Origin of the sequence: Mesorhizobium sp. M1406 (genome assembly GCF_040317555.1) — a bacterium.
GTDB lineage: Bacteria > Pseudomonadota > Alphaproteobacteria > Rhizobiales > Rhizobiaceae > Mesorhizobium.
On record NZ_JAMYKW010000004.1, the window covers coordinates 116914 to 143768 of the forward strand.

Consider the following 26855-nt stretch of genomic DNA (forward strand, 5'->3'; position numbering starts at 1 on the left):
TAAGTCGCGTTCCTTCACGCGGCGCTACTCGCAACTTGCCCTCAAGCCGCTCCTCCTTCCGCGATGGCATCACCGGTCGGCGCAGTGTTGTCCGGCGCTTGCTTCGGCTCCTTGATCCTGAACCAGGCGACATAGAGCGCCGGCAGGAACAGCAGCGTGATCGCCGTGCCGGCGATGATGCCGCCCATCATGGCGAACGCCATCGGCGCCCAGAACACCTCGCGCGCGATCGGGATCAGCGCCAGGCTGGCCGCGGCGGCCGTCAGCGCGATCGGCCGCATTCGATGTTCGGTGGCCTCGATGACAGCCGCCCAGCGGTCCCTGCCCTCTGCGACCAGATCCTCGATCTGCACGATCAGGATGACCGAGTTGCGGATCAGGATGCCGATCAGCGCCAGCACGCCGAGGATGGCGACGAAGCCCAGCGGGGCGCCGCTCGGCAATAAGGCCGCGACCACGCCGATCAGCCCAAGCGGTGCGACGGCAACCACCAGGAACAGGCGCTGGAAGCTTTGCAGCTGGACCATCAGGATCGTCGCCATGATGAACAGCATCAGCGGCACGACCGCAGCGATCGGGCCTTGGCTGTTGGCGCTTTCCTCGACCGAGCCGGCCGTGGCGATGGCATAGCCGACCGGCAGCTTGCCGATGAAGGCATCGACCGAAGGTTTCAGCTCGTCGACCACGGTCGCCGGCAGCGCGTCGCCGACCAGTCCGGCGCGCACGGTGATCGTCGGCACTCGGCTGCGCCGCCAGACTGTCGGCTGCTCCAACTCGTAGTGGAAGTTGGCGACGGCGGCGAGCGGGATGGATTCGCCGGCACCGGTCGGCAATTGCATGTTGCGCAGCGTCTCGATCGAGCCGCGTTCGGCATCGCGTGACCGCGCCACGACGTTGATGAGGTAGGTAGCGTCGCGCACCTGGGTGATGGTGACGCCGCCGACCACGCTGTTCAGCGCATTGGAAATGTCCGAGGAGGTGACGCCGAGTTGGCGCGCCTTGTCCTGCAGCACATCCACTTTCAGGACCCGCGACGGCTCGTTCCAGTCGAAGGTCGGCGCGCCGAGCTTCGGGTTGGCCGAGATGACGCCGGCCAGCTGTTGCGACAGCGTCCTCACCGTCTGGATGTCGGGGCCGCTGACGCGGTATTGCACCGGGCGGCCGACGGGCGGGCCGAGTTCGAGCGTCTTGACGAAGGCGTCGGTGCCGACGAAGTCGTCGCGCAGCATCGTCTCGATTGCCGCCTTCACCCTGTCGCGCGCTTCGACGTTCTTGGTGACGATGACGGTCTGGCCGAAATAGGGATTGGCCGGCTGCACGTCATAGGCCAGCACCAAGCGCACCGCGCCCTGGCCGATATAGGAACTCCAGTGGTCGATATCAGGGTTGCCGGCAAGGGCTGCCTTCTCGAACCGCTCCATCTGGTCGCGCGTCTCGGCGATCGAAGAGTTCTGCGGCAGGTTCCAGTCGACGATCAGTTCCGGCCGGTCGGAGGACGGGAAGAACTGCTGCTGGACATAGCCCATGCCGACGATCGAGGCGGCGAACAACAGCACCGTGCCAATGATCGTCAGCCAATGGCGGCGCACCGATCCGACCAGCACGCTGCGGAACAGCGAGGTGAAGCGGCCGGGCTTGTCATGATGCTTCTGTTTCATCGTCGCCGGCAGGATGGTGACGCCGAGCAACGGCGCAAACAGCACCGCCACGATCCATGACACCAAAAGCGACACGGCGATGACGACGAACAGCGTGTAGGTGTATTCGCCCGCCGCGCTGTTGTTGAGGCCGATGGGGATGAAGCCGGTGACCGTCACCAGCGTTCCGGTAAGCATCGGAAACGCGGTCGAGGTGTAGACATAGGTCGCCGCCTTGCGCAGATTGTCGCCGGCTTCCAGCCTGGCCACCATCATCTCGACGGCGATCATGGCGTCGTCGACCAGCAAGCCGAGCGCGATGATCAGCGCGCCCAGCGAAATACGCTGCAGGGAGATGCCGAGATAGTCCATGAACAGGAAGGTGATGGCCAGCACCAGCGGGATCGACAGCGCCACGACGAAGCCGGCGCGCACGCCAAGGCTGATGAAGGACACCGCGAGCACGATGGCGACCGCCTCGAACAGCGCGCGGGTGAAGCCCGAGACCGCTTCCTCGACGATGACAGGCTGGTCGGCGACCAGATGCACGCCGACGCCGATCGGCAGGTCGGCGACGATCTTGTCCATCTCGACCTTCAGCGCCTTGCCGAAGTCGAGCAGATTGGCGTTGGGCTTCATGCCGATGGCTAGCCCGATCGCATCCTCGCCGTTGAACCGGAACAACGCCGTCGGCGGGTCGGCATAGCCGCGGGTGATGGACGCCACATCGCTCAGCCGGAAGAAGCGGTCGTTGACGCGCAGATTGATGGCACGCAGGCTTTCTTCCGACGTGAACTGGCCCGAGACGCGCACGCTGACGCGTTCGGGGCCGGTCTCGATGACACCGGAAGGCGCAATCGCGTTCTGTGCCTGCAGGCTGGCCACGATCGCCTGCTGGTTCAGGCCAAGGGCCGCGATCTGGCGGGTCGAGAATTCGAGATAGATCGCCTCGTTCTGGGCGCCGATCAGGTCGACCTTGCCGGCATTGGGCACGGCCAGGATTTGGGTGCGCGCCTGCTCGACATAGTCGCGCAACTGGCGCGATGTCAGCCCGTCCGCCGTGAAGGCGTAAATATTGCCGTAGACGTCGCCAAAACTGTCGTTGAAGAACGGACCTTGCACGCCCTCGGGAAACTGGGCGCGGATGTCGTTGATCATGTTGCGGATGCGCACCCAGGTCGGGGCCACGTCGCGCGCCTTGGTCGACGGCTTCAGGTTGACGAAGACGACGGTCTTGCCGGCCGTGGTCACCGACTTGCTGTAGTCGAGGCTGTCGAGCTCCTCCAGCTTTTTCTCGATGCGATCGGTGACCTGCCTCACCGTCTCATTGACCGAGGCGCCCGGCCAGTTGGCCTGGATCAGCATGGTCTTGATGGTGAAGGCCGGGTCTTCCTCACGGCCGAGATTAAGATAGGCCGAGACGCCGGCGACGACGAACACCAGCATGAAATACCAGACCAGCGAACGGTGGCTGAGCGCCCAGTCGGAGAGGTTGAACCCCTTCACTTGGTGGCTCCTTCCAGGATTTTGACCGTCTCGCCCGCTGTCAGGCTGTGCACGCCGGCGGTGACGATGCGCATGCCCGCGTCAAGTCCACCGGTGACCGTGAAGCTGCCGCCGCGTTTGGCGCCGACCTGGATATCGTGCACGGCGACCTTCGATTGCGCATCGACGATCCAGACCTGCTGCTTGCCATTCTTTTCGAGCAGCGCCGACAGCGGCAGTTCGATCGTCGGGTCGATCGCCGTCACCCGTGTCGCCGTCACGGTCGAGCCGAGCCGGAACGCGGCCGGCGCGTTGAGCAGCGTCAGGCGCACGCGGCGTGTGCGGGTCGAACTATCGGCCTGCGGCGCGATCTCGCGCAATTTGGCCTCCGTGCGGATCGAGGGCAGCGACTGCAGGATGACGTCGAAGCCGGTTCCGTCGGTCAGGTCGCCGGTCAACTTGTCGGGAATGTCGACGACGGCTTCGCGCACGTCCGAGCGCGCCACCGTCACCACGGTCTGGCCGGCCGATACGGTCTGCCCGACTTCGGCGCCGGTGGCGGTGACGACGCCATCGAAATCCGAAAACAGGCGGGCATAGCCAAGCTGCTCCTGAGATTTAGCCAGCGCCGCCCTGGCGCGCTCGACATTGGCCTGCGCGGCTTGCCGTGCCTGCTGGGCTGCCTCATAGGTGGCCTGCGAGGTGTTCTTGTCTGCCAGCAATGCGCGCTGGCGCTCCTCGCTGGCGTAAGCATTGGTGAATTCCGCCTGCGCGTTGGAGAGGCCAGCCTTGGCTGCCTGAACGGCCAATTCCAGCGCCGTCGGATCGAGCGTGGCGATCGTCGTGCCCTTGGTGACGAGATCGCCGACATCGACATCGCGGCTGACGACGCGGCCAAGCAGGCGGAAGGCAAGGTTGGCGCTGAATTCCGGCTCGACGACGCCGGCGAAGCCAAGCGTCTGGTTGGTGCGCGGTTCGATCACCACCGAAAGCACCGGCCGGACGATTTCAGGCGTTTTTTCCGGCTCCGCCGAACAGGCGCCGACAACAACCAGCGCCGACAGGGCGATCATGCGCGCCGGCCGGTTCATTGTGTTGCCGCTCCGGCGATTTCGACCGTCTGGCCGGGACTGAGCAACTGACCGCCGGCGGTGATGACGTGCTGGCCGGGCTTGAGCCCCTTATCGACGACGATGACACCGGAATCATAGGCAAGGATGTCCACCGGCGCGATGGTGACCGCCTTGGAAGCCGGGTCGACGAGCCAGACCGCTGGCTTGCCGTCGCTGGAGGTCAGCGCCTGCCAAGGCAGGATTACGGCCTTCACCGGCGCGGCACTGACCGTGCCGATGACGGCGGCGCCGAGCGGCATGGCGGCAGGGGTCTCGGGAATGGCGACCTTGACCCGAACCGAAGCCGAGGCGGCGTCGACCACCGGCGAAATCTCGCGCACCTTGCCTGTCGCCTTCACTGATGGATCCGACACCAGCGTGATCGACACTGGTGGTGGTGCCATCGAGCTGCCGGCGACCAGCGTTTCGTGGACATTGAAGACTGCGTCGCGGTCGCCGTCCTCGGCGATGGTGAAGACTGTTTGTGCCCCTTGCACCACCTGGCCGGCTTCAACCGCGCGGGCGGTGACGACACCGGGCGCGCCGGCCCGCAACTCGGTGAAGGTGAAGCTCTCCCGGGCATTGTCGAGCGCGCTCCGCGCCTGCTGGACGCTGCCTTGCGCCACGCTCTGCGCCTGTGCTGCCTGATCATAGTCGCGGCGCGTCGTGAAGCCCTGCGCGAGCAGCGTCTTCTGGCGCTCGAAGGCGGCGGATGCCTGCGTCAACTGCGCCTGTGCTGCGTCGAGATCGGCCTGCGCAGAGCGCAGATCCGATTCCTGTTCCTGCGGGTCGATGCGGGCCAAAAGCGTGCCCTTGTCGACATGCTGGCCGATCTCCACCAGCCGCTCGGCGACACGGCCGCCGACCCGGAAAGCCAGATTGTTCATCGTGCGGGCCGCGATGACCCCGGTCAGCGACGTGGTCGGTGCGTAGCTGGAGATTTCGACCTCGGCGGTGCGCACCATGATCGGCAGCTTGTGTTCGGCCGCCTTCTGCTTCTGGCAGCCGGCGAGAAGCAGGCCGGCCATCGCGCAGGCAAGGATCGAGGTGTTTCGAAACGGCAAAGGGCCGGAACGCGGTGATTGCAAGGCGGACGATGTCGCGTTCCTTGTCATGGCTTCCCTGCCTGCGTGGGACGTTCCCAGTGCGGAGCCCCGCAGGCCCGTCCGAAGATAATCGATCCCTTGGAAAAGGGAACCTCCCTCGCACGCGTATCGGTCGGCTGGTTAAGCCGGGATCACAGGCCCAATCGCCTGCCGGTGGTGCCGACTTGAGGAAAACGTGAAATAAGGTCAGAAGACGTGTCAGCGGCATCAAACAAGAAGGGGCGCCGGCCCGATGAGGACACCATGAAGAATTCAGCCATCTCCGAACGCAAGAACCAAGCGATCTCGCGCGGCGTCGGCATGACCACGCAGATCTATGCCGACCGGGCCGAGAATTCGGAGATCTGGGATGTCGAAGGCCGTCGCTACATCGACTTCTCGTCGGGCATCGCCGTCGTCAACACCGGTCATCGTCATCCCAAGGTGATCGCGGCGGTCAAGGCGCAGCTCGACCGCTTCACCCACACCTGCCATCAGGTGGTGCCCTATGAAAGCTATGTGCGGCTGGCCGAACGGCTGAACGGCATGCTGCCCGGCAAGTTCGAGAAGAAGACGATCTTCGTCACCACCGGCGCCGAGGCGGTCGAGAACGCTATCAAGATCGCCCGCAACGCCACCGGCCGCCAGGCGGTCATCGCCTTTGCCGGCGGCTTCCACGGCCGCACCTTCATGGGCATGGCGCTGACCGGCAAGGTCGTGCCCTACAAGGTGGGCTTCGGCGCCATGCCGGGCGACGTCTATCACGCGCCGTTCCCGGTGCCGCTGCATGGCGTATCGGTCGCCGATTCGCTTGCCGCCCTCGACCGCCTGTTCAAGGCCGATGTCGACCCGGCCCGTGTCGCCGCCATCATCATCGAGCCGGTCCAGGGCGAGGGTGGCTTCTACGAGGCGCCGCGCGAGTTCCTGACGGCGCTGCGCAAGCTTTGCGACCAGCACGGCATGCTTCTGATCGCCGACGAGGTGCAGACCGGCTTTGCCCGCACCGGCAAGATGTTTGCGATGGATCACCATGAGGTGGCGGCCGACATCACCACCATGGCCAAGAGCCTGGCCGGCGGTTTCCCGCTGGCCGCGGTCACCGGCCGCGCCGAAATCATGGATGCGCCCGGCCCCGGCGGACTCGGCGGCACCTATGGCGGCAGCCCGATCGGCGTCGCCGCGGCGCACGCCGTGCTCGACGTCATCGATGACGAAAAGCTGTGCGACCGCGCCAACACGCTGGGTGCAAGGCTGAAGCAGCGGCTGCAGTCGATCCGCGACGACGTGCCCGAGATCGTCGACATCAGAGGCCTCGGTTTCATGAATGCGGTCGAGTTCAACGACGTCAAGAAGGGCCTGCCGTCGGCCGAGATCGCCAACGCGATCAGGCTGAAGGCGCTCGACAAGGGCCTGATCCTGCTGACCTGCGGCGTCTATGGAAACGTCATCCGCTTCCTGGCGCCGATCACCATCCAGGACAGCGTCATGAACGAGGCGCTCGACATCCTGGAAAGCTCGATCCGCGAAGTCTGCGCTGCTTGATCGGGCGCCCATTTCTCCTGACGGCCTCGCGAGCGGGTGAACGTGCCGTCAGGAGCTTGGATTCTGTAACCAGGCTGGAATGTCCATCTTGGCGTGCAGGACCCGCCACACATCGATATGGTCGATCTGCTCAAGATAGAAAATCAGGTATGGGTAGCGCTTGAGTTGCACGCTACGCAGCCCAGGCAATCCAATTTCATAACCATACCTGAGAGAGCCCGATGCCGGATGGCTGGCTATCAGTTTGTAGGCGTTTTGAAGGTCCTCGATATAGCCCAACGCCATATGCGAACCAACTTCGCGTGCATAATAATCAACGGCGTCCTCGATATCCCGCAGAGCAAGGCTTCGAGGAACAATTGCCTTCGTGGCCACTTAATTTATTGGCTCTGCGCTCGTTTTCTCAGCGCGGCGAAATAGTCATCGTCTACGGGAGCGCCCGGCGCGGATAATGCGCCCTCGAGGAGCAAACCGCGCAGAAGTTGACGATCCTGATCGTGGCGGATCAATTCACGCACATACTCGCTGCTCGTGCCATAGCCGCGATCCGTCACTTGCTGATCGACAAAATGCTTCAAGCTGTCGGGCAGTGAGATATTCATGGTGCTCATTCAGGCATTTTATTGCGTATGGCAAAAATTGGCAATCCTAAGCACTGGCCTTGACTGGCTCCATGTCCTGATACGCGGCCAACGCCGCTTTCAGGCCCTCGGGGCCTGCCGCGATCGTTTCCGGCGTCGGCGAGAAGCCGGCGCCCAGCATCTTGCGGCCAAGCATATGGTCGCCGGGACGGTTGACCGATTCGATGCCGAGCAGCCGGTCGCCGGCATAGTGATAGATCGAGAATTTGTTGTCGGGCAGGTCGCCCAGCACGACATGGTGGTCGCCACCGGCGGTCAGGCCGACCATCTGCAATTTCATGTCGCCGATATCGGACCAGAACCACGGTACCGCCGAATAGGCGTCGGCATGGCCGGTGATCGTACGCGCGGCAAGCCGCGCCTGGTCGGTGGCATTCTGCACCGATTCCAGCCGCACGTCGCCGCCGGTGAACCAGTGCCGGTAGGAGGCAGCGTCGCCGATGGCGAGGATTTCAGGCGCCGAAGTGCGCATCTGGTGATCGACGCGGATGCCGTTGGCGATGCTAAGGCCTGCTGACTGCGCCAGTTCGACATTCGGCACGGCGCCGATGCCGACGATGACCATGCGCGCCGGCAGCCTTTCGCCTGACGAAGTCATCGCTGCCGTGACATGGCCGTTTTCGCCTTCGAGCCTTGCAATCGAGGTGCCGGTGAGGACGCGCACGCCTGTCGCTTCCAGCCGTTGGCGCACATGGCCCGCCACGGCCGGCGCCACGGCGCGGCCGAGCAGCCGGTCCAGCGCTTCGACCACGGTCACCGTGCGGCCGGCGGCCCTCAGCGTCGCGGCGATCTCCAGCCCGATGAAGCCGCCGCCGAGGATCACGACCTCGTCGCTCCGGGCGCTCAGTTCACGGATCAGCCGCGCATCGGCGAGCGAACGCAGCGACAGCACGCCGGAAAGATCGGAGCCTGGCAACGGCAGGATACGTGGGCGCGAGCCGGTCGCCAGGATCAGGTGATCGAAGGCAAGTGCGCCGCCGCCTGATATCTCGAGGCTGCGGCGTGTGGCATCGATGCGATCGATCCCGACGCCCGGCCGATAGTCGATGGCGCTGCCGGTGTAGAAGGCCTCGCCGCGCAAGGGTTGCGGTTTGGCCCCGGCATCCTTGATGAAGGTCTTCGACAGCGGCGGCTTGTGGTAGGGCAGTTCGTTCTCGTCGCCGACGAGGATCACCGGCCCGTCATAGCCGTCCTCGCGCAAGCTTGCGGCCGCTTGCACGCCTGCATGTCCCGCGCCTACAATGACCACACCGTTCTTCATCGCATTCCAATCCGGATTCCGAGTCTAGGATGTCCCGCCAAGTGGCAATTGTCTGGCGCCGCCGCAAGAGAGCTTTTGCGGGTCGCACCCGGGATGGCGGCTGTCAATCGTACAGTTCGTCCGCAAGACCGGTGCAGGCAAGGGATAAAGTTGATAGTTGTAGTTTAGAATAATTCTAAACTATTGTTTCAATTGATTTTTCTTGCTGATCTCCATTGACATCCGGCGATGTCGCAGCTTTATGGAAGCTCGCGCGTCAGCGCATCCCTTTAATGTCTGGGCCTTGAACCCTTTCGATTGGAGGCATTTTGGTGTCTTTCTTCCGCGAACCGCGCGATGGCGCGGCATCTCTTGCGCCCAATGGCTTGCAGATCGCCATGCGCCCGTTGCCGCGTGCGCCATTTACAGAATTTCCGAGAAACTGGAGAGTGATTATGACAGCACGATATGGCGGCAGGTTTGCCGCGATCGGCGCCACGGCCCTGCTGACGGCGGCGGTGTTCGTGTTGCCGGCCAAGGCGGAAACCGATGCGAAGGCGGTTATCAAGACCTATTCCGACATCGCGCTCGCCAAGTATGAGGATTCGCTGACCACCGCGCAGGCGCTCGACAAGGCAGTCGACGCGTTGCTTGCCAACCCCTCGGTGGAAACGCTCAATGCAGCCCGCGACGCCTGGAAGGCATCACGCGTTCCCTACCAGCAGACCGAGGTTTACCGTTTCGGCAACAAGATCGTCGACGACTGGGAGGGCAAGGTGAATTCCTGGCCGCTGGACGAAGGCCTGATCGACTATGTCGCCAAGAGCTATGGCACCGAATCGGACGCGAACGCGCTCTATACGGCCAATGTGATCGCCAACAAGGAGATCGAGATCAACGGCAAGAAGGTCGATGCCTCGAGCCTGACCCCGGAATTTCTCTCCGGCACGTTGCAGGAAGCCGGCGGCGTCGAGGCCAATGTCGCCACCGGCTACCACGCCATCGAATTCCTGCTCTGGGGCCAGGACCTGCATGGCACCGGCCCGGGCGCCGGCGAACGTCCCTATACCGACTACGACCTCAAGAACTGCACCGGCGGCAATTGCGACCGTCGCGCCCAGTATCTGAAGTCGGCCAGCGATCTTCTGGTCTCCGACCTGCAGGAGATGGTCGGCAACTGGAAGGAAGGCGGTGCCGCGCGTAAGGCTCTCGTCGATGGCGAGCCGAACACCGCCATCTCGACGATCTTCACCGGCATGGGCTCGCTGTCCTACGGCGAACTGGCCGGCGAACGCATGAAGCTCGGCCTGCTGCTGCACGATCCGGAAGAGGAGCATGACTGCTTCTCCGACAACACCTACAACTCGCATCTCTACGATGCCATCGGCATCCGCGCTGCCTACCATGCCAACTATACCAGCCTCGACGGCACCGTCGTTTCGGGTCCCTCGGTGGCCGACATGGTGAAGGCAGCCGATCCGGCGATCGACAAGGAGCTGTCGGACAAGCTCGATGTCACGGTCGCCAAGATGGAGGCGATCAAGGCGCGGGCACTGGCCGGCGAGGCCTATGACCAGCAGATCGCCGAGGGCAACACGCAAGGCAATGCCGCCGTGCAGGCAGCGATCGACGCGCTGATCGACCAGACCAAGTCGATCGAACGCGCCGTTGGCTCCCTGAAGCTCAGCACCATCGCCTTCGAGGGGTCCGACAGTCTCGATGCACCCGACAAGGTGTTCAAGTAAGGTCGAAAGGCTGGAGCCTGCTCCGGAGCCGGACGTCGGCTTCGGCATGGGCTCCGGTAGGAAATAAAGCCACACGGCGCGGGAGGCGCCGTCAGCCATCCGAGCAAATTAATGCTGATCTGCCATTGCAACATCATCACTGAGAAGGAGATCGAGCAGACGATCGTCGGGCTGCTGGATCAGGATCCCTGGCAGCTGATCGTGCCGGCGAAGGTCTATCATGCCATGCAAAAGCGCGGTCGCTGTTGCGGCTGCTTCCCAAATGTGGTGGAAACGATCATTCGGGTCACCGAAAATTACCACGCCCGCTCGGAGGCGAGCGGCGTGGATATCGTTTCACACCTGGATCGCGTCAGAAGCCTGCGCGTCCAATACGGGAGCAGAAATCATGAAAGGCGACCCGCAGGTCATCGAGCGGCTTAACGAGGCCCTTTTTCTGGAGTTAGGGGCCGTCAATCAGTACTGGGTGCATTTCCGTCTGCTGGAGGACTGGGGATACGCCAAGCTGGCAAAGAAGGAGCGGGCGGAATCGATCGAGGAGATGCACCATGCCGACAAGCTCGTGGCTCGCATCATCTTCCTTGAAGGCCATCCGAACCTGCAGTCCGTGGCGCCGCTGCGCATCGGCCAGAACGTCAAGGAAGTGCTCGAATCCGACCTTGCCGGCGAATATGACGCGCGTACCGCCTACAAGCGTTCACGCGAAATCTGCAACGACGCGGGCGACTATGTGACGATGAAGCTGTTCGAGGAATTGCTGGCCGACGAGGAAGGTCATATCGACTTCCTAGAGACGCAGCTCGACCTGCTTGCCTCTATCGGCGAGGAAAAATACGGCCAGCTCAACGCCGCATCGGCGGACGAGGCGAGGTAAGGGCATGCGGGAATGCGGCGCCTGCTAGAATTCGTGCGCCGCTCGCGGCGGGCCGATGGCTCGCCGCTCCCTCGGAAGACGCCAGCCAAATTGGCGCGTCGGCGCTGTATCGTCCTCGTGATGGCGCTCACCTCTTCGGCGATGGCCGGTAATCTTCAACCCGCCGGCCTCGCCACCACGCGCACCGACCTCAATGCGAAGGATCAGGCGCGCGTCACCGTAATCACCAGGCCGACGTCGGATTTCTCCAGGCCCGAGCAATTCGAATTGATGCAAGGGGGCGCCGGCACGTCAAGAAAGGACGTCAGCCGCGATTCTTTCTCGCAATCCTCGGCCAACATCACCTTTGAGGAAGAGGGCGACTTCAAGCTCGGCAATGCCCTGTTTCGCAAGAACTGGGTGTCGTCGCCGTCCTCGACGCAGGCCTCGGACGGGCTCGGCCCGCTGTTCAACGAACGCGCCTGCCAGAATTGCCATCTGAAGGATGGCCGCGGCCGTCCCCCGCAAGGCGACGCCGTTACCACCTCGATGTTCCTGCGGCTGGCGCGTGAGGCCAGCAGCGCGGAAGAGAGAGCAGCACTTGCCGACCACAAGGTGCTCAATTTCCCCGACCCGGTCTACGGCGCGCAATTGCAGGAATTGGCGGTGCCCGGCCTGCGCGGCGAAGGCCGGATGCATGTCGACTATCGGGAGCGTAAGGTGGAGCTGACGGACGGCACCGTGATTTCCTTACACAAACCAAGCTATTCGGTTGTCGATCCTGCCTATGGACCACTCGATCCGCGCATCACGCTGTCGCCGCGCCTGACGCCGCCGATGATCGGCCTTGGCCTGATCGAAGAGATTGCGCCGGCCGATATCCTTGTCCGCGCCGACCCGAATGACGTGGACGGCGATGGCATTTCCGGCAGGCCGAACATCGTGCGCGACGGCCCGGGCGGAGAGCTGACGCTTGCTCGTTTCGGCTGGAAGGCGCAGACCGCGTCGATCCGTCAGCAGGCAGCTGACGCCTTTGCCGGCGACATCGGCATCTCGACGCCGGAAGAACCAAAACACTGGGGGGATTGCACCGCCGCGCAGGCCAAATGCCTCGCCATGCCGACCGGTGCGCAGCAGCGTCTCGGGCCGGTCGAAGCGCCGCCGCCGGTGATGGATCTGGTCACCTTCTATTCGCAAAACCTCGCCGTGCCGGCGCGCCGCGACCTCGACCGGCCAGATGTGCTCACGGGCAAGAAGATCTTCTACGAGATCGGCTGCATTGCCTGCCACACGCCGAAATTCGTCACCCGTCGCGGCACGCCCAACAAGGCGCAGGCCTTCCAGTTGATCTGGCCTTATTCCGACTTTCTGCTGCACGACATGGGGCCCGATCTGGCCGACGGCCAAGCCGTGGGCGATGCGACGGGTAATGAGTGGCGCACGCCGCCGCTATGGGGCATCGGCCTGACCGAGACGATCAACGGCAATTCCTTCTTCCTGCATGATGGGCGCGCGCGCAGCCTGACCGAGGCGATCCTTTGGCATGGTGGCGAGGCGCGGAAGGCGCGCGACCGCTTTGCCGCCGCTGATGCGGCCGACCGCGATGCGCTGCTCAAATTCCTGGAGTCACTGTGATGCTCAAGCGCTGTGTGTTGTTTCTCGTTCTTCCGCTGGCTCTGCTGGGCGCCGTCCCGGCATCCGCGGCGGTCAAAGCCTCCGAAATCATCCAGGGGGCAATCGACGGCTTTGTCCGCCCCGCCTATGCCGGCCTGCATGAGCATGCGGAAGCCCTAACGAAAGCGATGCACAAGCTCTGCGAAGCGCCCTCGCAAGGGAAGCTCGATGCCGCGCGCGCGGCATTTTCCGCCACCGTCTATGCCTGGTCCTCAGCCGAAATCATCGGATTCGGACCGATCAAGGAGAACAACCGGCTGGAACGCATGCTGTTCTGGCCGGATCGCAAGAGCATCGGCCTGAAGCAGGTGCAGGCAGCCTTGGCGGCCAAGGATCCGACCGCCACCGATCCGGCACAGCTGGCCGGCAAGAGTGTTGCCATGCAGGGGCTGGGCGCGCTCGAATTCGTGCTTTACGGCGACGGCGCCGAGGGACTTTCCGGCAAGGCTGATCCCTATCGTTGCGCCTATGGCACGGCGGTTGCCGGCAACATCGAAACCATGGCCGGCGACGTCAGCGCCGCTTGGAACAAGCCGGACGGCTTTGCCGCTCTTTGGGCCAATCCGGGGCCTCAGAACGCACTTTATCGCGACGGCAACGAAGCGGTGACGGAACTGGTCGGCGTCTTCATCAATGAGCTGGAAATGGTTCGCGACGTGCGCCTGAAAGGGTTTTTCGGCGGAAAGCGGGATGCGGACAAGCCGAAACAGGCGATCTACTGGCGCTCGCGGAACACCGCCAATTCGCTAGCCGGCAATCTGTCCGGGATAGACACGCTGTTCCAGGCATCGAAGCTTGGCGATGCGTTGCCGGCCGATGCGCGCTGGATGGCCGAGTCGATCCACATCCAGCTGGTCAACGGTGTCGCCACCGCGAAGTCCATCCAGGGCCCGATCGACAAGGCGCTTGCCGATCCGGCACTGCGTGAAAAACTCGACCATTTCGCGCTGATCACCTCCAGCCTGTCGACCTTGATCGGCACCAGGCTGACCGCCGAATTCGGCCTGACCGCCGGTTTCTCGTCGCTGGATGGGGACTGAGCATGAGCTTGAGATTGGCCGAAACGCCCATAGCTTCGTCATCCTGGGGCGAAGCAAGGAGCGAAGCGACGCAGCGCAGACCCCGGGATCCATGCCGCGACTTCAAAGCGCTGCCGCGGTCCAGAATTTTGCTCCGTTGCACCCGACGGTCAAGGTCACGGCATGGATCCTCGGGTCTCCGCGACGGAGCTTCGCTCCTGCTCCGCCCGTGGATGACGAAGTTCCGGAGGCTTCGGCCAACTTCCAACGTCTGCGATGGATCATTCCAAGAATCGGTAGGTGCCAAGCGTCAGCTCCGATCCGTAATAATCACCGTGTCTTGGAGCGAGCCAGTGCAGGGGAGGATAGTCTCTTGAAAACCTCCCTCATCGATCGCCGCGATTTCCTGAGAGCTGCAGGCGTTGGCTTCATGGCGGCGCTGACGCCGTCGGCCTTGGCAAAAACGCTTACGGCGGACGCCGTCTTCGCTACCGCCTTCGTCAAGCGCGACGGCAGCTATGGCGCCGCGGTCCTGTCCGAGGCCGGCAAGGTCCTGCACGCGATCGACCTGCCTGATCGCGGCCATGACGTCACCTTCGATCCCACATCGAAGCGTTCGGTGGTCTTCGCTCGCCAGCCCGGCACGTTCGCCGTGGTATTCGATCATTCCGGCCGGAACGCGCCGCTGACCATCGCCAGCATCAGCGGCCGGCATTTCTTCGGCCATGGCGCGTTCTCGCCCGACGGGGCGTTGCTCTACGCCACCGAAAACGACTTCGACAACGCTGCCGGTGTGGTAGGCATCTACGACGCGCGGGCGAAGTTCAACCGCATCGGTGAGTTCCCGACCCATGGCATGGGTCCGCACGAGCTTCTGCTGCTGGGCGACGGCAGGACGATCGCGGTTGCCAATGGCGGCATCGAGACCCATCCGGATTACGGCCGCACCGAGCTCAACATCGCCACCATGAAGCCGTCCTATGTGCTCATCGACCGCATCACCGGCGATCTCATCGAGAAGCATGAACTCCCGGCGGCACTGCACCAGCTGTCGATCCGCCACATGGACGCCGACCCATCCGGCATCGTCTGGTTCGGCTGCCAGTACCGGGGGCCGGGCACCGATCGTCCGCTGCTGGTCGGCCGCGCCGCGCGCGGCAAGGACTTGCAGCTCCTCGACATGCCGCGGGACGTGCTGTCCGGCTTCCGCAACTATATAGGCTCGGTTGCCGCCAATCCGCTTGCCGGCACCGTCGCCGTCTCCTCGCCGGAAGGCAACTCGCTTGTCGTGATCGATTCGGCGAGCAGCCGGGTCGTCTCGGCCAGCGCACTGGTCGAAGTCTGCGGCGTGGCACCCGACGGAACCGGCTTCATGGCCACCACGGGCGCCGGCGAGATCGTCGAGGGCAGCGGTGCGACACGCTCCGAACCGGACTATGTCTGGGACAACCACATGCTGCGTATCGAACAGGCGGCGTAGATATTTCCCGCCGGGGCGAAGCGAAGCCGCTTAACGAATTATGCACTATCCCCTTGCGGTGGCGGGCTATGGCGGGCACAGGGAATTGTTTTTCGAACCGGTCGCTCCATGAAACTGCTTGCCATCGATTGTGCCGCCAACCTCTGCGCCGCTTGCGTCTATGACGCGGCGGCGAAGCAGGAGCTTGGCCGTTCGGTGCTCGATCTCGGCAAGGGCCATGCCGAGCAGCTGATGGCGGTCATCGCCGAAGCGCTGAAGGCAAGTGCAACCGACTATGCCGGTCTTAGCGCCATCGCCGTTTCCGTCGGCCCGGGTTCCTTCACTGGTCTGCGCGTCGGCGTCTCGACCGCGCGTGGCCTGGCGCTGGCGTTGCAGATCCCCGCGATCGGGGTGACGACGCTCGAGGCGCTGGCCGCTGAAGCAGCGGCGGCATTTCCCGGCCGCGCCGTGCTGGCGGCGCTCGATGCAGGCCGCGAGGAAATCCATGCCGCCCTCTACGATGAAATGTCGGCTTTGACTTACGGTCCGGCTGTGGCCACACTGGCTGACGTCGTGGCGATGGCGACGGAACATTCTTCGGTGCTTGCCGGTACCGCGGCGGCGCTGATCGTCGCATCGGCGGGGGGCGGCTTCGATATCGGCCATCGGACAGCCACGGCGGACATTGTCACCTACGCCGGCCTGGCTGCCGCCAAGGGTCCGGGCGAAAGGCCAAAACCGCTTTACTTGCGCGGCGCCGACGCCAAGCCGCAGGCCGGATTTATACTAGCAAGGCTCAGACCATGATCCCGAAAAGTCGATGTCGGTTCTCTCGGACAAACGGGAAACCGTTTTGTCCAGAGATCATGGTCAAACAAGAAAACGAAAATTAATGCGCATACCTTTTCTCCAACCACGCCGCCGGGACTATGCGCTCGAGCCGCTGAAGATCGCCGACAGCCCGGCGGTCTCGCTGCTGCATCGCGAGGACTTTGTGCGCCCATGGACGGATGGCGAATTCGCCGCCTTGCTCGAACAGGACACCGTATTCGGCTATGCCGCGCGCGAAACCGGACAGGGCTCCAAGCCGCCCGTCGGTTTCGTGCTGGCGAGGCTCGCGGCCGGCGAAGGCGAGATACTGACCGTCGCGGTGGCGCGATCGCACCGCCGGCAAGGGCTGGGCTGGCAATTGATGGACGCGGTGTTGCGCGAACTGCACGCGCAGCGTGCCGAAGCGCTGTTCCTGGAGGTCGACGAGACCAATGTCGCGGCGATCGCGCTCTATCGGCGGCTGGGCTTCCGCGAGGTCGGGAAGCGACCGAATTACTACAAGTCGCCAGAAAACGGACCGACCGGCGCGCTTGTCATGCGCCGCGATCTTCGCTAGCCAGAGGCCGGGATAGGGCGATGATCAAGAAAATCAGGATTTTCCTGGCGCTGGGCCTCGTTGTCGCCGGTTCGCTGGTCCTCGTGCCCTTGCAGATACTGTCGATGAAGACCGGCTGGTGGCCGGAAACCTTCATCCTCAAGATATGGCACAGGCTGATCATCCGGGCGCTCGGCATGCGCATCCATGTCAAGGGAACGCTATCGGCCGAGCGTCCTTTGCTTGTGGCATCCAATCACATCTCGTGGACCGACATCATGGTGCTCGGCTCATTTGCCGACGTGAAATTCATCGCCAGAGCCGATATGGAAGGCTGGCCGCTGATCGGCATGCTGTCGAAGCTGCAGCGCACCGTGTTCATCGAGCGTGAGCGCAAGCGGTCCTCGGGCGACCAGGCAAGCGAGATCGCCAGCCGCATGGCCAAAGGCGACGCCATGGTGCTGTTCGCCGAGGGCTCGACAGGCGACGGCAACATCGTCCTGCCGTTCAAGAGCACGCTGTTTGGCGCCGCGTCGATGGCGATTTCGGAAGGTGCGGCCGAGCAGGTCTTCATCCAGCCGGTGGCGATTGCCTATACCCGCCTGCATGGCGTGCCGCTCGGCCGACGCCACCGCCCGCTTGCAGCCTGGATCGGCGATGAGGATTTGATGCCGCATCTCAAGGTGTTGCTGGCGGAGGGGGCCCTCGACGTCGAGGTGCATTTCGGCGAGGCGATTGCTTTTTCCAAGGGTTCGAACCGCAAGGAAACGTCGAAACTGATGGAAAGTCAGGTGCGCCGGATGATGCAGGCAGCGCTTGCCGATCCGCGCCCGAGCCGCTAGCCCCGGCCGCGCCCGCGGGCGCATGCCGAGAATGGTCTGTTTTTTGTCACGGAAAGGCGTTAGAAGCCGCCAGATGGACTTGAACACGATCGAAAGCGACGACATCCGCACCGCGGCCGGACAGCCGGAGGTGCTTTCAACGGCAGCGAAAAAAGTCTTCATCAAGACCTATGGCTGCCAGATGAACGTCTATGATTCACAGCGTATGAGCGATGCGCTCGCCGCCGATGGCTATTCCGCGACCGATGCCATCGGCGAGGCCGACCTGGTGTTGCTCAACACTTGCCATATCAGGGAGAAGGCGGCGGAAAAGGTCTATTCCGAGCTCGGCCGTATCCGCGATATGAAGGCCGAACGCGCCTTGGCCGGCCGCGAGATGCTGGTCGGCGTCGCCGGCTGCGTGGCGCAGGCCGAAGGCGCCGAGATCCTCCGCCGTTCGCCGGCCGTCGACCTGGTCATCGGCCCGCAGACCTATCACCGGCTCCCCGATGTGCTGGCGCGGGTGCGCGGCGGCGAGAAGATCGTCGAGACCGACTACGCCATCGAGGACAAGTTCGAATACCTGCCGCAGCCGAAGCGCGCCGAGGTCATCAAGCGCGGCGTCACCGCCTTCCTCACCGTGCAGGAAGGCTGCGACAAATTCTGCACCTTCTGCGTCGTGCCCTACACCAGAGGCTCGGAAGTCTCGCGGCCGGTGGCACAGATCGTCGCGGAGGCTGAGCGCCTGGCGGAAGCCGGCGTGCGCGAAGTGACGCTGCTTGGCCAGAACGTCAATGCCTGGCATGGCCGCGGCGAAAACGGCGAGGAATGGGGCCTTGGCCGCCTGCTGTTCAGGCTGGCCGAAATTCCCGGCCTGGCGCGGCTGCGCTACACCACCAGCCACCCGCGCGACATGGATGACGAACTCATCGCCGCCCACCGCGATCTGCCGGCGTTGATGCCCTATCTGCATCTGCCGGTGCAATCAGGTTCCGATCGCATCCTCAAGGCGATGAACCGCCGGCATACGGCCAAGGATTATCTGGCGCTGCTCGACCGCATCCGCACTGCCCGGCCTGACATAGCGCTTTCAGGCGACTTCATTGTCGGCTTCCCCGGCGAGACCGAAGCGGATTTCGAGGCGACCATGGAACTGGTGCGTCAGGTGAGCTACGCTTCGGCCTTCTCGTTCAAATATTCGCCGCGTCCCGGCACGCCGGGCGCTGAAATGCCCGATCATGTGCCGGAAACCGTCAAGGACGAGCGTCTGCAGCGGCTGCAGGCCCTGCTTGTGAAACAGCAGCAGGATTTCGGCTTGAGCCTCGTCGGCAGCACCATCGACACGCTGATCGAGAAGCCCGGCCGACAGGCCGGCCAGAAGGTCGGCCGCTCGCCGTGGCTGCAGCCGGTTATTGTTGATGAAAAGGCCGGCGAAATCGGTGACATTATCCAGGTGCGAATCACGAAGACGGGCTACAACAGCCTGTTCGCCGAATTGGCCTGAGGGTCTCGGCAGATAAGGAGAGACGGTTGAGCGCTGCGGAAGTGAAGAATCTGCCCCAGACCACTGCATCCGGGGCTTCTGATATGGCGCATATCGTTCTGACTTTCGACAACAACAAGCTTGCCAGCGCCCTTTACGGTCAGTTCGACGAAAACCTCGCCAGGCTCGAGCAGAAGCTCGGCGTCGACATCCGCTCGCGCGGCAACCAGCTGACCATCAAGGGTTCGGCGTCAGCCGCCGAGCAGGCGCGCCGCGCCCTGGACAACCTCTACGGCATTCTCCAGAAGGGCGTCGATATCGGCCAGTCCGACGTCGATGGCGCCGTGCGCATGGCAATCGCCGCCGACGATCAGCTGACGTTGCCGACGCTGGAGCGCAAGGGCAAGGTCTCAGCCGCCCAGATCGCCACCCGCAAGAAGACGATCTATGCCCGATCGCTCAACCAGGACGCCTATATGCGGGCGCTGGAGCGGTCGGAACTGGTGTTCGGCATCGGTCCGGCCGGCACCGGCAAGACCTATCTCGCGGTGGCGCATGCGGCGATGCTGCTCGAGCGCGGCATGGTCGAGCGCATCATTCTGTCGCGGCCGGCGGTCGAGGCCGGCGAGCGGCTCGGCTTCCTGCCGGGCGACATGAAGGAAAAGGTCGATCCCTATCTGCGGCCGCTCTATGACGCGCTTTACGACATGATGCCGGCCGACAAGGTCGAGCGCGCCATTGCCGCCGAAGTGATCGAGATCGCGCCGCTCGCCTTCATGCGTGGCCGCACGCTGGCGCACGCCGCGGTCATCCTCGACGAGGCGCAGAACACCACGCCGATGCAGATGAAGATGTTCCTGACCCGTCTCGGCGAGAACTCGCGCATGATCGTCACCGGCGATCCCACCCAGATCGACCTTCCCTCGAACACCAAATCAGGCCTGGTCGAAGCCTTGCGCGTGCTGGACGGCGTGGCAGGGGCGGTCACCGTGCGCTTCAACGATGGCGACGTCGTTCGCCATCCGCTGGTGGCGGAAATCGTCAGGGCCTATGACCGGGATGCCAAACTGGCGCGCGGCCTCGGCGCCGAGAATTGATTTTGACGATGCGGCTTCATGCCTGAGGACAAGATATCCGGCGACGGGGCGCTTCCCGTCGACATCGATATATTTGTCGAAGCGGGCGAATGGCCCGATGAGGCAAACCTGACGCGGCTGGTCGATCGCGCCGTCGCGGCTGCCTTTGCCGAGACCGGCGTGGCGGGCCGTTCCGAACTCAGCCTCGTTTTTTCCGACGATGCCCATATCCGGACCCTCAACGCCGGTTGGCGCGGCAAGGACAAACCGACCAACGTCTTGTCTTTCCCGGCTTTTCCGTTGCTGCAAGGGGCCCCGCTGCCGCCGATGCTGGGCGATATCGTGCTGGCCGCAGAGACGGTCGCGCGTGAAGCGGCACTGGAAGACAAGCCTGTCGAGAACCATATCACCCATCTCGTCATCCATGGCCTGCTGCACTTGCTGGGCTACGATCACGAGACCGACGCCGGGGCCGAGGCGATGGAAGCCATCGAACGTGCTGCGCTCGCAAGGCTTGCCATTCCCGATCCCTACGCGTAACTACTTCTGACCAATTGACCGGACGACGATGAACGACAAACCAGAGACTGCCGCCCGCCCCGACGCCGGCAGTGCGACCAAGGCTTCCGATAAGTCGGAAGAGGGATCAAGTCCGAGTACCGTTACCTCTGGTGCTGCCAGCACCGGCAGCGTTGCCAGCGAAATATCGCCCGCCGGTCCCTCCCTGTTCGACCGCGTTCTGGGCCTGTTTAGGCAACGCAACGGAACCAGCCTGCGTGAGGAAATTGCCGACGCGCTTGCCGAAACGACGAGCGACGCCGGGGCCTTCTCGCCCGGCGAACGCGCCATGCTCAACAACATCCTGCGGCTGCGCGAGGTGCGCGTCGAGGACGTCATGGTGCCGCGCGCCGACATCCAGGGGGTCGAAATCACGACGACGCTCGGCGACCTCCTGGGCACCTTCGAACAATCCGGCCATTCGCGCATGCCGGTCTATTCCGAGACGCTCGATGATCCGCGCGGCATGGTCCACATCCGTGACGTACTGGCTCACATCACCAAGATCGCGCGCGTCAAAAAGGGCCGCACGACCAGGAAAACCCCCGCCGCCACGGTTCTCGATCTCGCACAGGTCGACCTCGCGCGCACCATTGGCGATCTCAATCTGATCCGCCCGGTGCTGTTCGTGCCGCCGTCGATGCTTGCCTCCGACCTGATGGGCCGCATGCAGACGACGCGCACGCAGATGGCGCTTGTCATCGACGAATATGGCGGCACCGACGGCCTTGCCTCGCTCGAGGACATCGTCGAGATGGTGGTCGGCGACATCGAGGACGAGCATGACGATGATGAGCCGATGATCACCCAGAGCGGTGACGGCGTGTTCATCGTCGACGGCAAGGCCGAGATCGACGATGTCGCCAAGATGATCGGCGGGGATTTCGCCGCCGGCGAACATGGCGAATATGTCGACACCATAGGCGGCATGATCTTCAATACGCTTGGCCGCGTCCCGGCTCGCGGCGAGGTGGTTCAAGCCATTCCCGGCTTCGAATTCCATGTGCTGGATGCCGATCCACGCCGCGTCAAGCGCGTGCGCATCGTACAGAGCCAGAAGGGCGAGCGCCGCCGGCGCGCCACGGCCCGTGCCGAACAGGCGTGAGCGTTTCGCTCGCCCGGTGACGGTCGACGACCCATTCAAGCGCGCAAGCCTGGGCTCCGGCGTGTTCTACAAGGATCCTCGGGCCGCGCTGGACTGGCTTGAGGCGGCCTTCGGCTTCGAGCGCAGCATGGTGGTCAGTGATGCCGAGGCAAAGCTCGTCCATTCCGAGATGCGGTTTGGCGACGGCCACATCATCGTCGATTCCGAATGGATCGATTACGTCGCCAGCCCGGCTTCGGTCGCCGGCAAGAACACGCAGTCGGTCCTTGTCAAGCTGAAGGACGGTCTGGATGCTCATTGCGAGCGTGCCAGGGCCAAGGGTGCCGAGATCGTCCAGGAGCCGGCGGATCAGTTCTATGGCGAACGCCAGTATCGGGCGCGCGATCCCGAGGGCCATGTCTGGACCTTCACGCAGACCATCCGTTCGGTTCCGCGCGAGGAGGCCGAACGGCTGGGCGGCGTTCAAATCGACGGCTGGCACCGGTAGAGTGGTGACCGGAGCTTACATCGCGGCCTGCCATCCGGCGTTTGGCCCGCGGACCGTGGCCTGTTAAATCTTGCGTCCTGATTCGCGCGACTCGGAAGTATGCATGGTGCGCCTTGCCGGCCGGATAATTCTGCTTTGGGGTTGGCGGCGCGCGCTCGTGGCGTTTATCGCAGGTGCGTTTGCCGTGCTTGGCCAGGCGCCCTACGATTTCTTCGCCGCCTGTTTCATCTCGTTTCCCGTGCTGGTCTGGCTGCTCGACGGCGCCACCGGCGAAGCCTCCGGCAGCCTGTTCCGTCGCTTGCGACCGGCCTTCGCCGTCGGCTGGTGGTTCGGCTTTGGCTATTTCCTTGCCGGCCTCTGGTGGATCGGCTCGGCCCTGCTGGTCGAGGCCGACAGCTTTGCCTGGGCGCTTCCCTTCGCGGCGGTCGGCATTCCCTTCGCACTCGCCTTTTTCTACGGCTTTGCGGCCATGGTTGCCCGGCTCTTGTGGAGCAGCGACATCGGCCGCATCGCTGCCCTTGCCTTCGGCTTCGGGCTGGCGGAGTGGCTGCGCGACTTCCTGTTCACCGGTTTCCCCTGGAATGCCATCGGCTACGCGGCCATGCCCGTGCCGCTACTGATGCAAAGCATCTCGGTGACCGGCATGATCGGCATGAACGCGCTCGCGGTGTTCGTCTTCGCGCTGCCGGCGCTGCTGGCGACGCGTCGGCATCTGCGTCTCGGCGCCGGGCTGTTTGCCATGCTCGCCGCCGCCCATGTCGGCTTCGGCTATGTCAGGCTTGCCGCTCCCGAACCGCCGGCGGCGCACAGCCTGGACGTCCGCATCGTCCAGCCGGCCGTGGACCTGTCGGAAAAGTGGGACGCCTCGGTGCGCGACCGCATCTTCGCAACATTGGTGGGGCTGTCGGCCAAGGCGCCGGACCCGGGGCACGGCAAGCCGCAACTGATCCTGTGGCCCGAAACCTCGGTGCCGTTCCTCTTCACGGAGCGTCCGGACGCATTGACGGCGCTGGGCGACATGCTGGCACCCGGCCAGATGCTGATCGCCGGCGTCGTCCGCGAGGAAGGCGGCTCGGCCGCGAATGCCGACAGCCGCTACTATAACTCCGTGGTCGCGATAGACGACAAGGGTGAAATCTCCGATGCTGTCGACAAGGTTCACCTTGTGCCGTTCGGCGAATATCTGCCTTTCTCCGATCTGCTCGAGCGTTTCGGCATCGAGCAACTGGTTGCCGGGCCGATGAGTTTTGCGGCCGGAAACGAGCGGCACGCCATCACGCTGCCCGACGGCATCCGTGCATTGCCATTTATCTGCTATGAGGTGATCTTTCCCGATCTTGTGGCAGTTGACGCTACGTCAGCACAGCTTATTGTGAACGTTACCAATGATGCGTGGTTCGGCGACACGCCGGGTCCGTATCAGCATTTCAGGCAGGCCCAGATCCGTGCGGTGGAGAATGGATTGCCATTGTTGCGTGCGGCCAACAACGGCATCTCGGCCGTGGTTGATCCGCGCGGGCGTATTGTCGACGCGCTGGCGATCGACGCCCGCGGCGCCATCGATGCCCATGTGCCGATTTCCGAACAGGCGGTTATCTCTCCTGGCCAACGACGCGTTAACGGAATGCTGATCATGTTGCTGTTTGCCATTGCGGCCGCAATTTTGAGCGTAAGGCAGAGGCTACGGGTGAATTGACAGCCAACACATTAGAAACTCATACTGTAAGCGCCTGATATTTCTCGAAGTCGGTTGATCGTTCTGTTGGGGCAGTTGCCTCCGGCTTCGTTTGGGCAGGAAAAAATAGAAAAGCCGAAAAAATTCGGCGAGGAAAAAATGACAGAAGACAACAAGAAAAAACCGAATCCGATCGATATCCATGTCGGCAGTCGCATCCGGCTTCGCCGCAACATGCTTGGAATGAGCCAGGAAAAGCTGGGAGAAAACCTCGGCATCACATTTCAACAGATTCAGAAATATGAAAAGGGCACCAACCGCGTCGGCGCCAGCCGTCTGCAGGCGATCGCGTCCATCCTAGGCGTGCCTGTCGCCTTCTTTTTCGAGGATGCGCCCGGCCAGGAGGCCGTGGCGGGCCGTGGATTTGCCGAGGATGCGTCGATGGCCTTCGCCGTCGAATTCTGCGGCAGTCCCGAAGGACTTCAGCTCAACCGGGCCTTTGTCAAGATCGCCGACGCCAAGGTGCGCCGCAGGATCATAGACCTGATCAAGTCCCTCTCGACCGACGATGCCGACTGATCCGCAATTACGCTTGGACCGGCGGCGCCCTGCCGCCGGTGGCACAAGATAACTGCATCGACATTCATGCCAGAACCGAAGCATCGCTTGACGAGCGGCGCTTCGCCCCGCTAACACGTGGCGCGCCAAAATCGGCAGCCTGCCGATCGTTTTTCAAGAGGGGACACCCGTGACGCGGCAGAACTACTTCTTTACCTCGGAATCCGTTGCCGAGGGCCATCCCGACAAAGTCTGTGACCGGATCTCCGACGAGATCGTCGATCTGGTCTATCGCGAAGCCAAGAAGACCGGCATGGACCCGTGGAAAGTCCGTGTCGCCTGCGAGACGCTTGCGACAACCAACCGCGTCGTCATCGCCGGCGAGGTGCGCGTCCCCGAGACGCTGCTGAAGAAGGACAAGGCTGGCAACATCCTCACGGATGCCGCCGGCCATCCGGTCGTCAATCCGGCCAAGTTCAAGTCGGTCGCCCGCAAGGCGATCCGCGAAATCGGCTATGAGCAGGCCGGCTTCCACTGGAAAACGGCGAAGATCGAGGTCCTGCTGCACGGTCAGTCGCCCGATATCGGCCAGGGCGTCGACAACGCCTCCGACCGTCAGGGCGAAGAAGGTGCCGGCGACCAGGGCATCATGTTCGGCTATGCCTGCCGCGAGACGCCGGATCTGATGCCGGCGCCAATCTACTACAGCCACAAGATCCTCGAACTGCTGGCAGCTGCCCGTCACGAAGGCAGCGGTGAAGCCGGCAAGCTCGGGCCAGACGCCAAGAGCCAGGTCACCGTTCGCTACGTCGACGGCAAGGCCGCCGAGGCGACGCAGATCGTGCTGTCCACGCAGCATCTCGATGCGAGCTGGGATTCGAAGAAGGTCCGCAAGGTCGTCGAACCCTATATCCGCGAGGCCTTGGGCGAGCTGAAGATCGCCGACAACTGCATGTGGTACATCAACCCGACGGGCAAGTTCGTCATCGGCGGGCCGGACGGTGACGCCGGCCTGACCGGCCGCAAGATCATCGTCGACACCTATGGTGGTGCCGCACCGCATGGCGGCGGCGCCTTCTCCGGCAAGGACACCACCAAGGTCGATCGTTCGGCGGCCTATGCGGCACGCTATCTGGCCAAGAATGTCGTGGCGGCGAAACTCGCCGACCGCTGCACCATCCAGCTTTCCTACGCCATCGGCGTTGCCCAGCCGCTGTCGGTCTATGTCGACCTGCACGGTACCGGCAAGGTCGACGAGGCAAAGCTGGAGGAGGCGCTGCGCAGCGTGATGGATCTGTCGCCATCCGGCATCCGCCGCCATCTCGATCTCAACAAGCCGATCTACGCCAAGACGTCGTCCTACGGCCATTTCGGCCGCAAGGCCGGCCGCGACGGGTCTTTCTCCTGGGAGAAGACCGACCTCGCCAAGGCGCTCAAGGACGCGGTCGCCGCCTGATAGCGACGCCGCAAAGTACCGCCATGGATCCGAAGGACAGACCAAGCCGCGCGACCGAAGCCTTCTTCGGTCGCCGGCGCGGCAAGACCATGCGCCCGCAGCAGGCGGCGGCACTGGAAAGCGGTTTCGGCACATATCGGCTCGATCTGACGGCTGAACCGCCCGCCGATCTGCACGCTCTGTTTGAGGCGGATATTTCGGCGGTTCGCCTCGAGATAGGCTTCGGCGGCGGCGAACATCTGCTGCATCGCGCGACCGAAGCGCCGACGGTCGGCTTTATCGGCGTCGAGCCCTTCGTCAACGGCATGGCCAAGATGATGATGGCGGTGCGGGAGAAACCGCTCGCCAATCTGAGGGTTTATGACGACGATGCCACCCGGCTGCTGGATTGGCTGCCGCAAGCCTCGCTCGACGGTATCGACCTGCTCTATCCCGATCCCTGGCCGAAGAAGAAACACTGGAAGCGGCGTTTCGTCAGTCCGGTCAATCTCGAGCGCTTCGCGCGGGTGCTGAAGCCGGGTTCAAAATTCCGCTTCGCATCCGATATCGACACGTATGTCAACTGGACCCTGCTGCATTGCCGTGCGCATGTCGCGTTCGCGTGGCAGGCTTCGGAGGCTGCGGATTGGCACCGGCCCTATGATGGCTGGCCGGGCACCCGTTACGAGGCGAAGGCCATTCGTGAGGGCCGGCGGCCGGCCTATCTCACTTTTGTCAGAACATAGGCGCGCTCACGCCCACTAGCCTCCGGCCGTTGCGAAGGCGGGTGTCGTCCACT

The 26855-nt window shown here is 63.6% G+C and carries 25 protein-coding genes; 19 read left to right on the forward strand and 6 right to left on the reverse strand.

Annotated features, from left to right (window positions below; translation table 11 throughout):
• Positions 1-41: 41 nt before the first annotated feature.
• Genes NKH03_RS05815 through NKH03_RS05825 form a run of 3 tightly spaced genes read right to left on the reverse strand, consistent with a single transcriptional unit; the run spans position 42 to position 5349 of the window.
• On the reverse strand, positions 42-3143 hold the full coding sequence (locus tag NKH03_RS05815; protein WP_352967580.1) for an efflux RND transporter permease subunit: 3102 nt from the start codon (positions 3141-3143) through the stop codon (positions 42-44).
• Positions 3140-4213, reverse strand: a complete 1074-nt coding sequence (locus NKH03_RS05820; protein WP_352872112.1) for an efflux RND transporter periplasmic adaptor subunit — start codon at positions 4211-4213, stop codon at positions 3140-3142. The genes NKH03_RS05815 and NKH03_RS05820 overlap by 4 nt, the downstream gene beginning before the upstream one ends.
• On the reverse strand, positions 4210-5349 hold the full coding sequence (locus tag NKH03_RS05825) for an efflux RND transporter periplasmic adaptor subunit (RefSeq protein WP_352967582.1): 1140 nt from the start codon (positions 5347-5349) through the stop codon (positions 4210-4212). Before NKH03_RS05825 ends, NKH03_RS05820 begins: the two co-directional genes overlap by 4 nt.
• 234 nt (positions 5350-5583) lie before the next feature.
• Between NKH03_RS05825 and NKH03_RS05830 the strand changes: the two genes are divergently transcribed.
• A complete protein-coding gene (locus NKH03_RS05830) occupies positions 5584-6861 on the forward strand; it encodes a 4-aminobutyrate--2-oxoglutarate transaminase (protein ID WP_352967585.1) in 1278 nt (425 codons plus the stop codon).
• 48 nt (positions 6862-6909) lie between these two features.
• Here NKH03_RS05830 and NKH03_RS05835 read toward each other — a convergent pair whose 3' ends face one another.
• The 3 genes from NKH03_RS05835 to NKH03_RS05845 are packed head-to-tail and all read right to left on the reverse strand — an operon-like array spanning position 6910 to position 8763.
• Positions 6910-7236: a type II toxin-antitoxin system RelE/ParE family toxin gene (locus tag NKH03_RS05835; RefSeq protein WP_352875924.1), complete on the reverse strand. Its 327-nt coding sequence runs from the start codon at positions 7234-7236 to the stop codon at positions 6910-6912.
• A gap of 5 nt (positions 7237-7241) precedes the next feature.
• Positions 7242-7472 (reverse strand): ribbon-helix-helix domain-containing protein, encoded by a 231-nt coding sequence (locus tag NKH03_RS05840; protein ID WP_352967587.1) that lies wholly within the window; start codon positions 7470-7472, stop codon positions 7242-7244.
• Positions 7473-7509: 37 nt separating this feature from the next.
• The gene (locus NKH03_RS05845; protein WP_352967588.1) at positions 7510-8763 is read right to left on the reverse strand and encodes an NAD(P)/FAD-dependent oxidoreductase; all 1254 of its coding nucleotides are present in this window, start codon (positions 8761-8763) and stop codon (positions 7510-7512) included.
• Positions 8764-9197: 434 nt separating this feature from the next.
• Between NKH03_RS05845 and NKH03_RS05850 the strand changes: the two genes are divergently transcribed.
• The 18 genes from NKH03_RS05850 to trmB all read left to right on the forward strand — a co-directional run bounded on the left by NKH03_RS05850 (position 9198) and on the right by trmB (position 26802).
• Positions 9198-10487, forward strand: a complete 1290-nt coding sequence (locus NKH03_RS05850; RefSeq protein ID WP_352967590.1) for an imelysin family protein — start codon at positions 9198-9200, stop codon at positions 10485-10487.
• A gap of 111 nt (positions 10488-10598) precedes the next feature.
• Positions 10599-10910: a (2Fe-2S)-binding protein gene (locus NKH03_RS05855; protein ID WP_352629776.1), complete on the forward strand. Its 312-nt coding sequence runs from the start codon at positions 10599-10601 to the stop codon at positions 10908-10910.
• Positions 10876-11361, forward strand: a complete 486-nt coding sequence (bfr, locus tag NKH03_RS05860) for a bacterioferritin (protein ID WP_352967591.1) — start codon at positions 10876-10878, stop codon at positions 11359-11361. The genes NKH03_RS05855 and bfr overlap by 35 nt, the downstream gene beginning before the upstream one ends.
• Positions 11362-11373: 12 nt before the next feature.
• The gene (locus tag NKH03_RS05865) at positions 11374-12975 is read left to right on the forward strand and encodes a di-heme oxidoreductase family protein (protein ID WP_352967593.1); all 1602 of its coding nucleotides are present in this window, start codon (positions 11374-11376) and stop codon (positions 12973-12975) included.
• The gene (locus tag NKH03_RS05870; protein ID WP_352967595.1) at positions 12975-14054 is read left to right on the forward strand and encodes an imelysin family protein; all 1080 of its coding nucleotides are present in this window, start codon (positions 12975-12977) and stop codon (positions 14052-14054) included. The genes NKH03_RS05865 and NKH03_RS05870 overlap by 1 nt, the downstream gene beginning before the upstream one ends.
• A gap of 352 nt (positions 14055-14406) precedes the next feature.
• Entirely contained in the window at positions 14407-15513 is a 1107-nt protein-coding gene (locus NKH03_RS05875; RefSeq protein ID WP_352967597.1) for a DUF1513 domain-containing protein, read from the forward strand.
• A 108-nt stretch (positions 15514-15621) separates the two neighbouring features.
• Entirely contained in the window at positions 15622-16299 is a 678-nt protein-coding gene (tsaB, locus tag NKH03_RS05880) for a tRNA (adenosine(37)-N6)-threonylcarbamoyltransferase complex dimerization subunit type 1 TsaB (protein ID WP_352967598.1), read from the forward strand.
• 85 nt (positions 16300-16384) lie between these two features.
• Entirely contained in the window at positions 16385-16879 is a 495-nt protein-coding gene (gene rimI, locus NKH03_RS05885; protein WP_352875910.1) for a ribosomal protein S18-alanine N-acetyltransferase, read from the forward strand.
• Positions 16880-16899: 20 nt separating this feature from the next.
• Positions 16900-17700, forward strand: a complete 801-nt coding sequence (olsA, locus tag NKH03_RS05890) for a lyso-ornithine lipid O-acyltransferase (protein ID WP_352967599.1) — start codon at positions 16900-16902, stop codon at positions 17698-17700.
• Positions 17701-17773: 73 nt separating this feature from the next.
• Positions 17774-19183, forward strand: coding sequence for a tRNA (N6-isopentenyl adenosine(37)-C2)-methylthiotransferase MiaB (gene miaB / locus NKH03_RS05895; RefSeq protein WP_352872126.1), 1410 nt, complete (start codon positions 17774-17776; stop codon positions 19181-19183).
• An 83-nt stretch (positions 19184-19266) separates the two neighbouring features.
• Positions 19267-20259, forward strand: coding sequence for a PhoH family protein (locus tag NKH03_RS05900; protein ID WP_023758127.1), 993 nt, complete (start codon positions 19267-19269; stop codon positions 20257-20259).
• A gap of 18 nt (positions 20260-20277) precedes the next feature.
• The gene (ybeY, locus tag NKH03_RS05905) at positions 20278-20778 is read left to right on the forward strand and encodes an rRNA maturation RNase YbeY (protein ID WP_352967600.1); all 501 of its coding nucleotides are present in this window, start codon (positions 20278-20280) and stop codon (positions 20776-20778) included.
• Between the two features lie 28 nt (positions 20779-20806).
• The gene (locus tag NKH03_RS05910) at positions 20807-21901 is read left to right on the forward strand and encodes a hemolysin family protein (protein WP_352875903.1); all 1095 of its coding nucleotides are present in this window, start codon (positions 20807-20809) and stop codon (positions 21899-21901) included.
• A 16-nt stretch (positions 21902-21917) separates the two neighbouring features.
• A complete protein-coding gene (locus tag NKH03_RS05915) occupies positions 21918-22388 on the forward strand; it encodes a VOC family protein (RefSeq protein ID WP_352872136.1) in 471 nt (156 codons plus the stop codon).
• Between the two features lie 103 nt (positions 22389-22491).
• The gene (gene lnt / locus NKH03_RS05920; protein ID WP_352872130.1) at positions 22492-24084 is read left to right on the forward strand and encodes an apolipoprotein N-acyltransferase; all 1593 of its coding nucleotides are present in this window, start codon (positions 22492-22494) and stop codon (positions 24082-24084) included.
• A gap of 138 nt (positions 24085-24222) precedes the next feature.
• The gene (locus tag NKH03_RS05925; protein ID WP_352872132.1) at positions 24223-24642 is read left to right on the forward strand and encodes a helix-turn-helix domain-containing protein; all 420 of its coding nucleotides are present in this window, start codon (positions 24223-24225) and stop codon (positions 24640-24642) included.
• A gap of 169 nt (positions 24643-24811) precedes the next feature.
• A complete protein-coding gene (gene metK / locus NKH03_RS05930) occupies positions 24812-26077 on the forward strand; it encodes a methionine adenosyltransferase (RefSeq protein WP_352872133.1) in 1266 nt (421 codons plus the stop codon).
• Between the two features lie 23 nt (positions 26078-26100).
• On the forward strand, positions 26101-26802 hold the full coding sequence (gene trmB, locus NKH03_RS05935) for a tRNA (guanine(46)-N(7))-methyltransferase TrmB (RefSeq protein WP_352967601.1): 702 nt from the start codon (positions 26101-26103) through the stop codon (positions 26800-26802).
• Positions 26803-26855 lie beyond the last annotated feature (53 nt).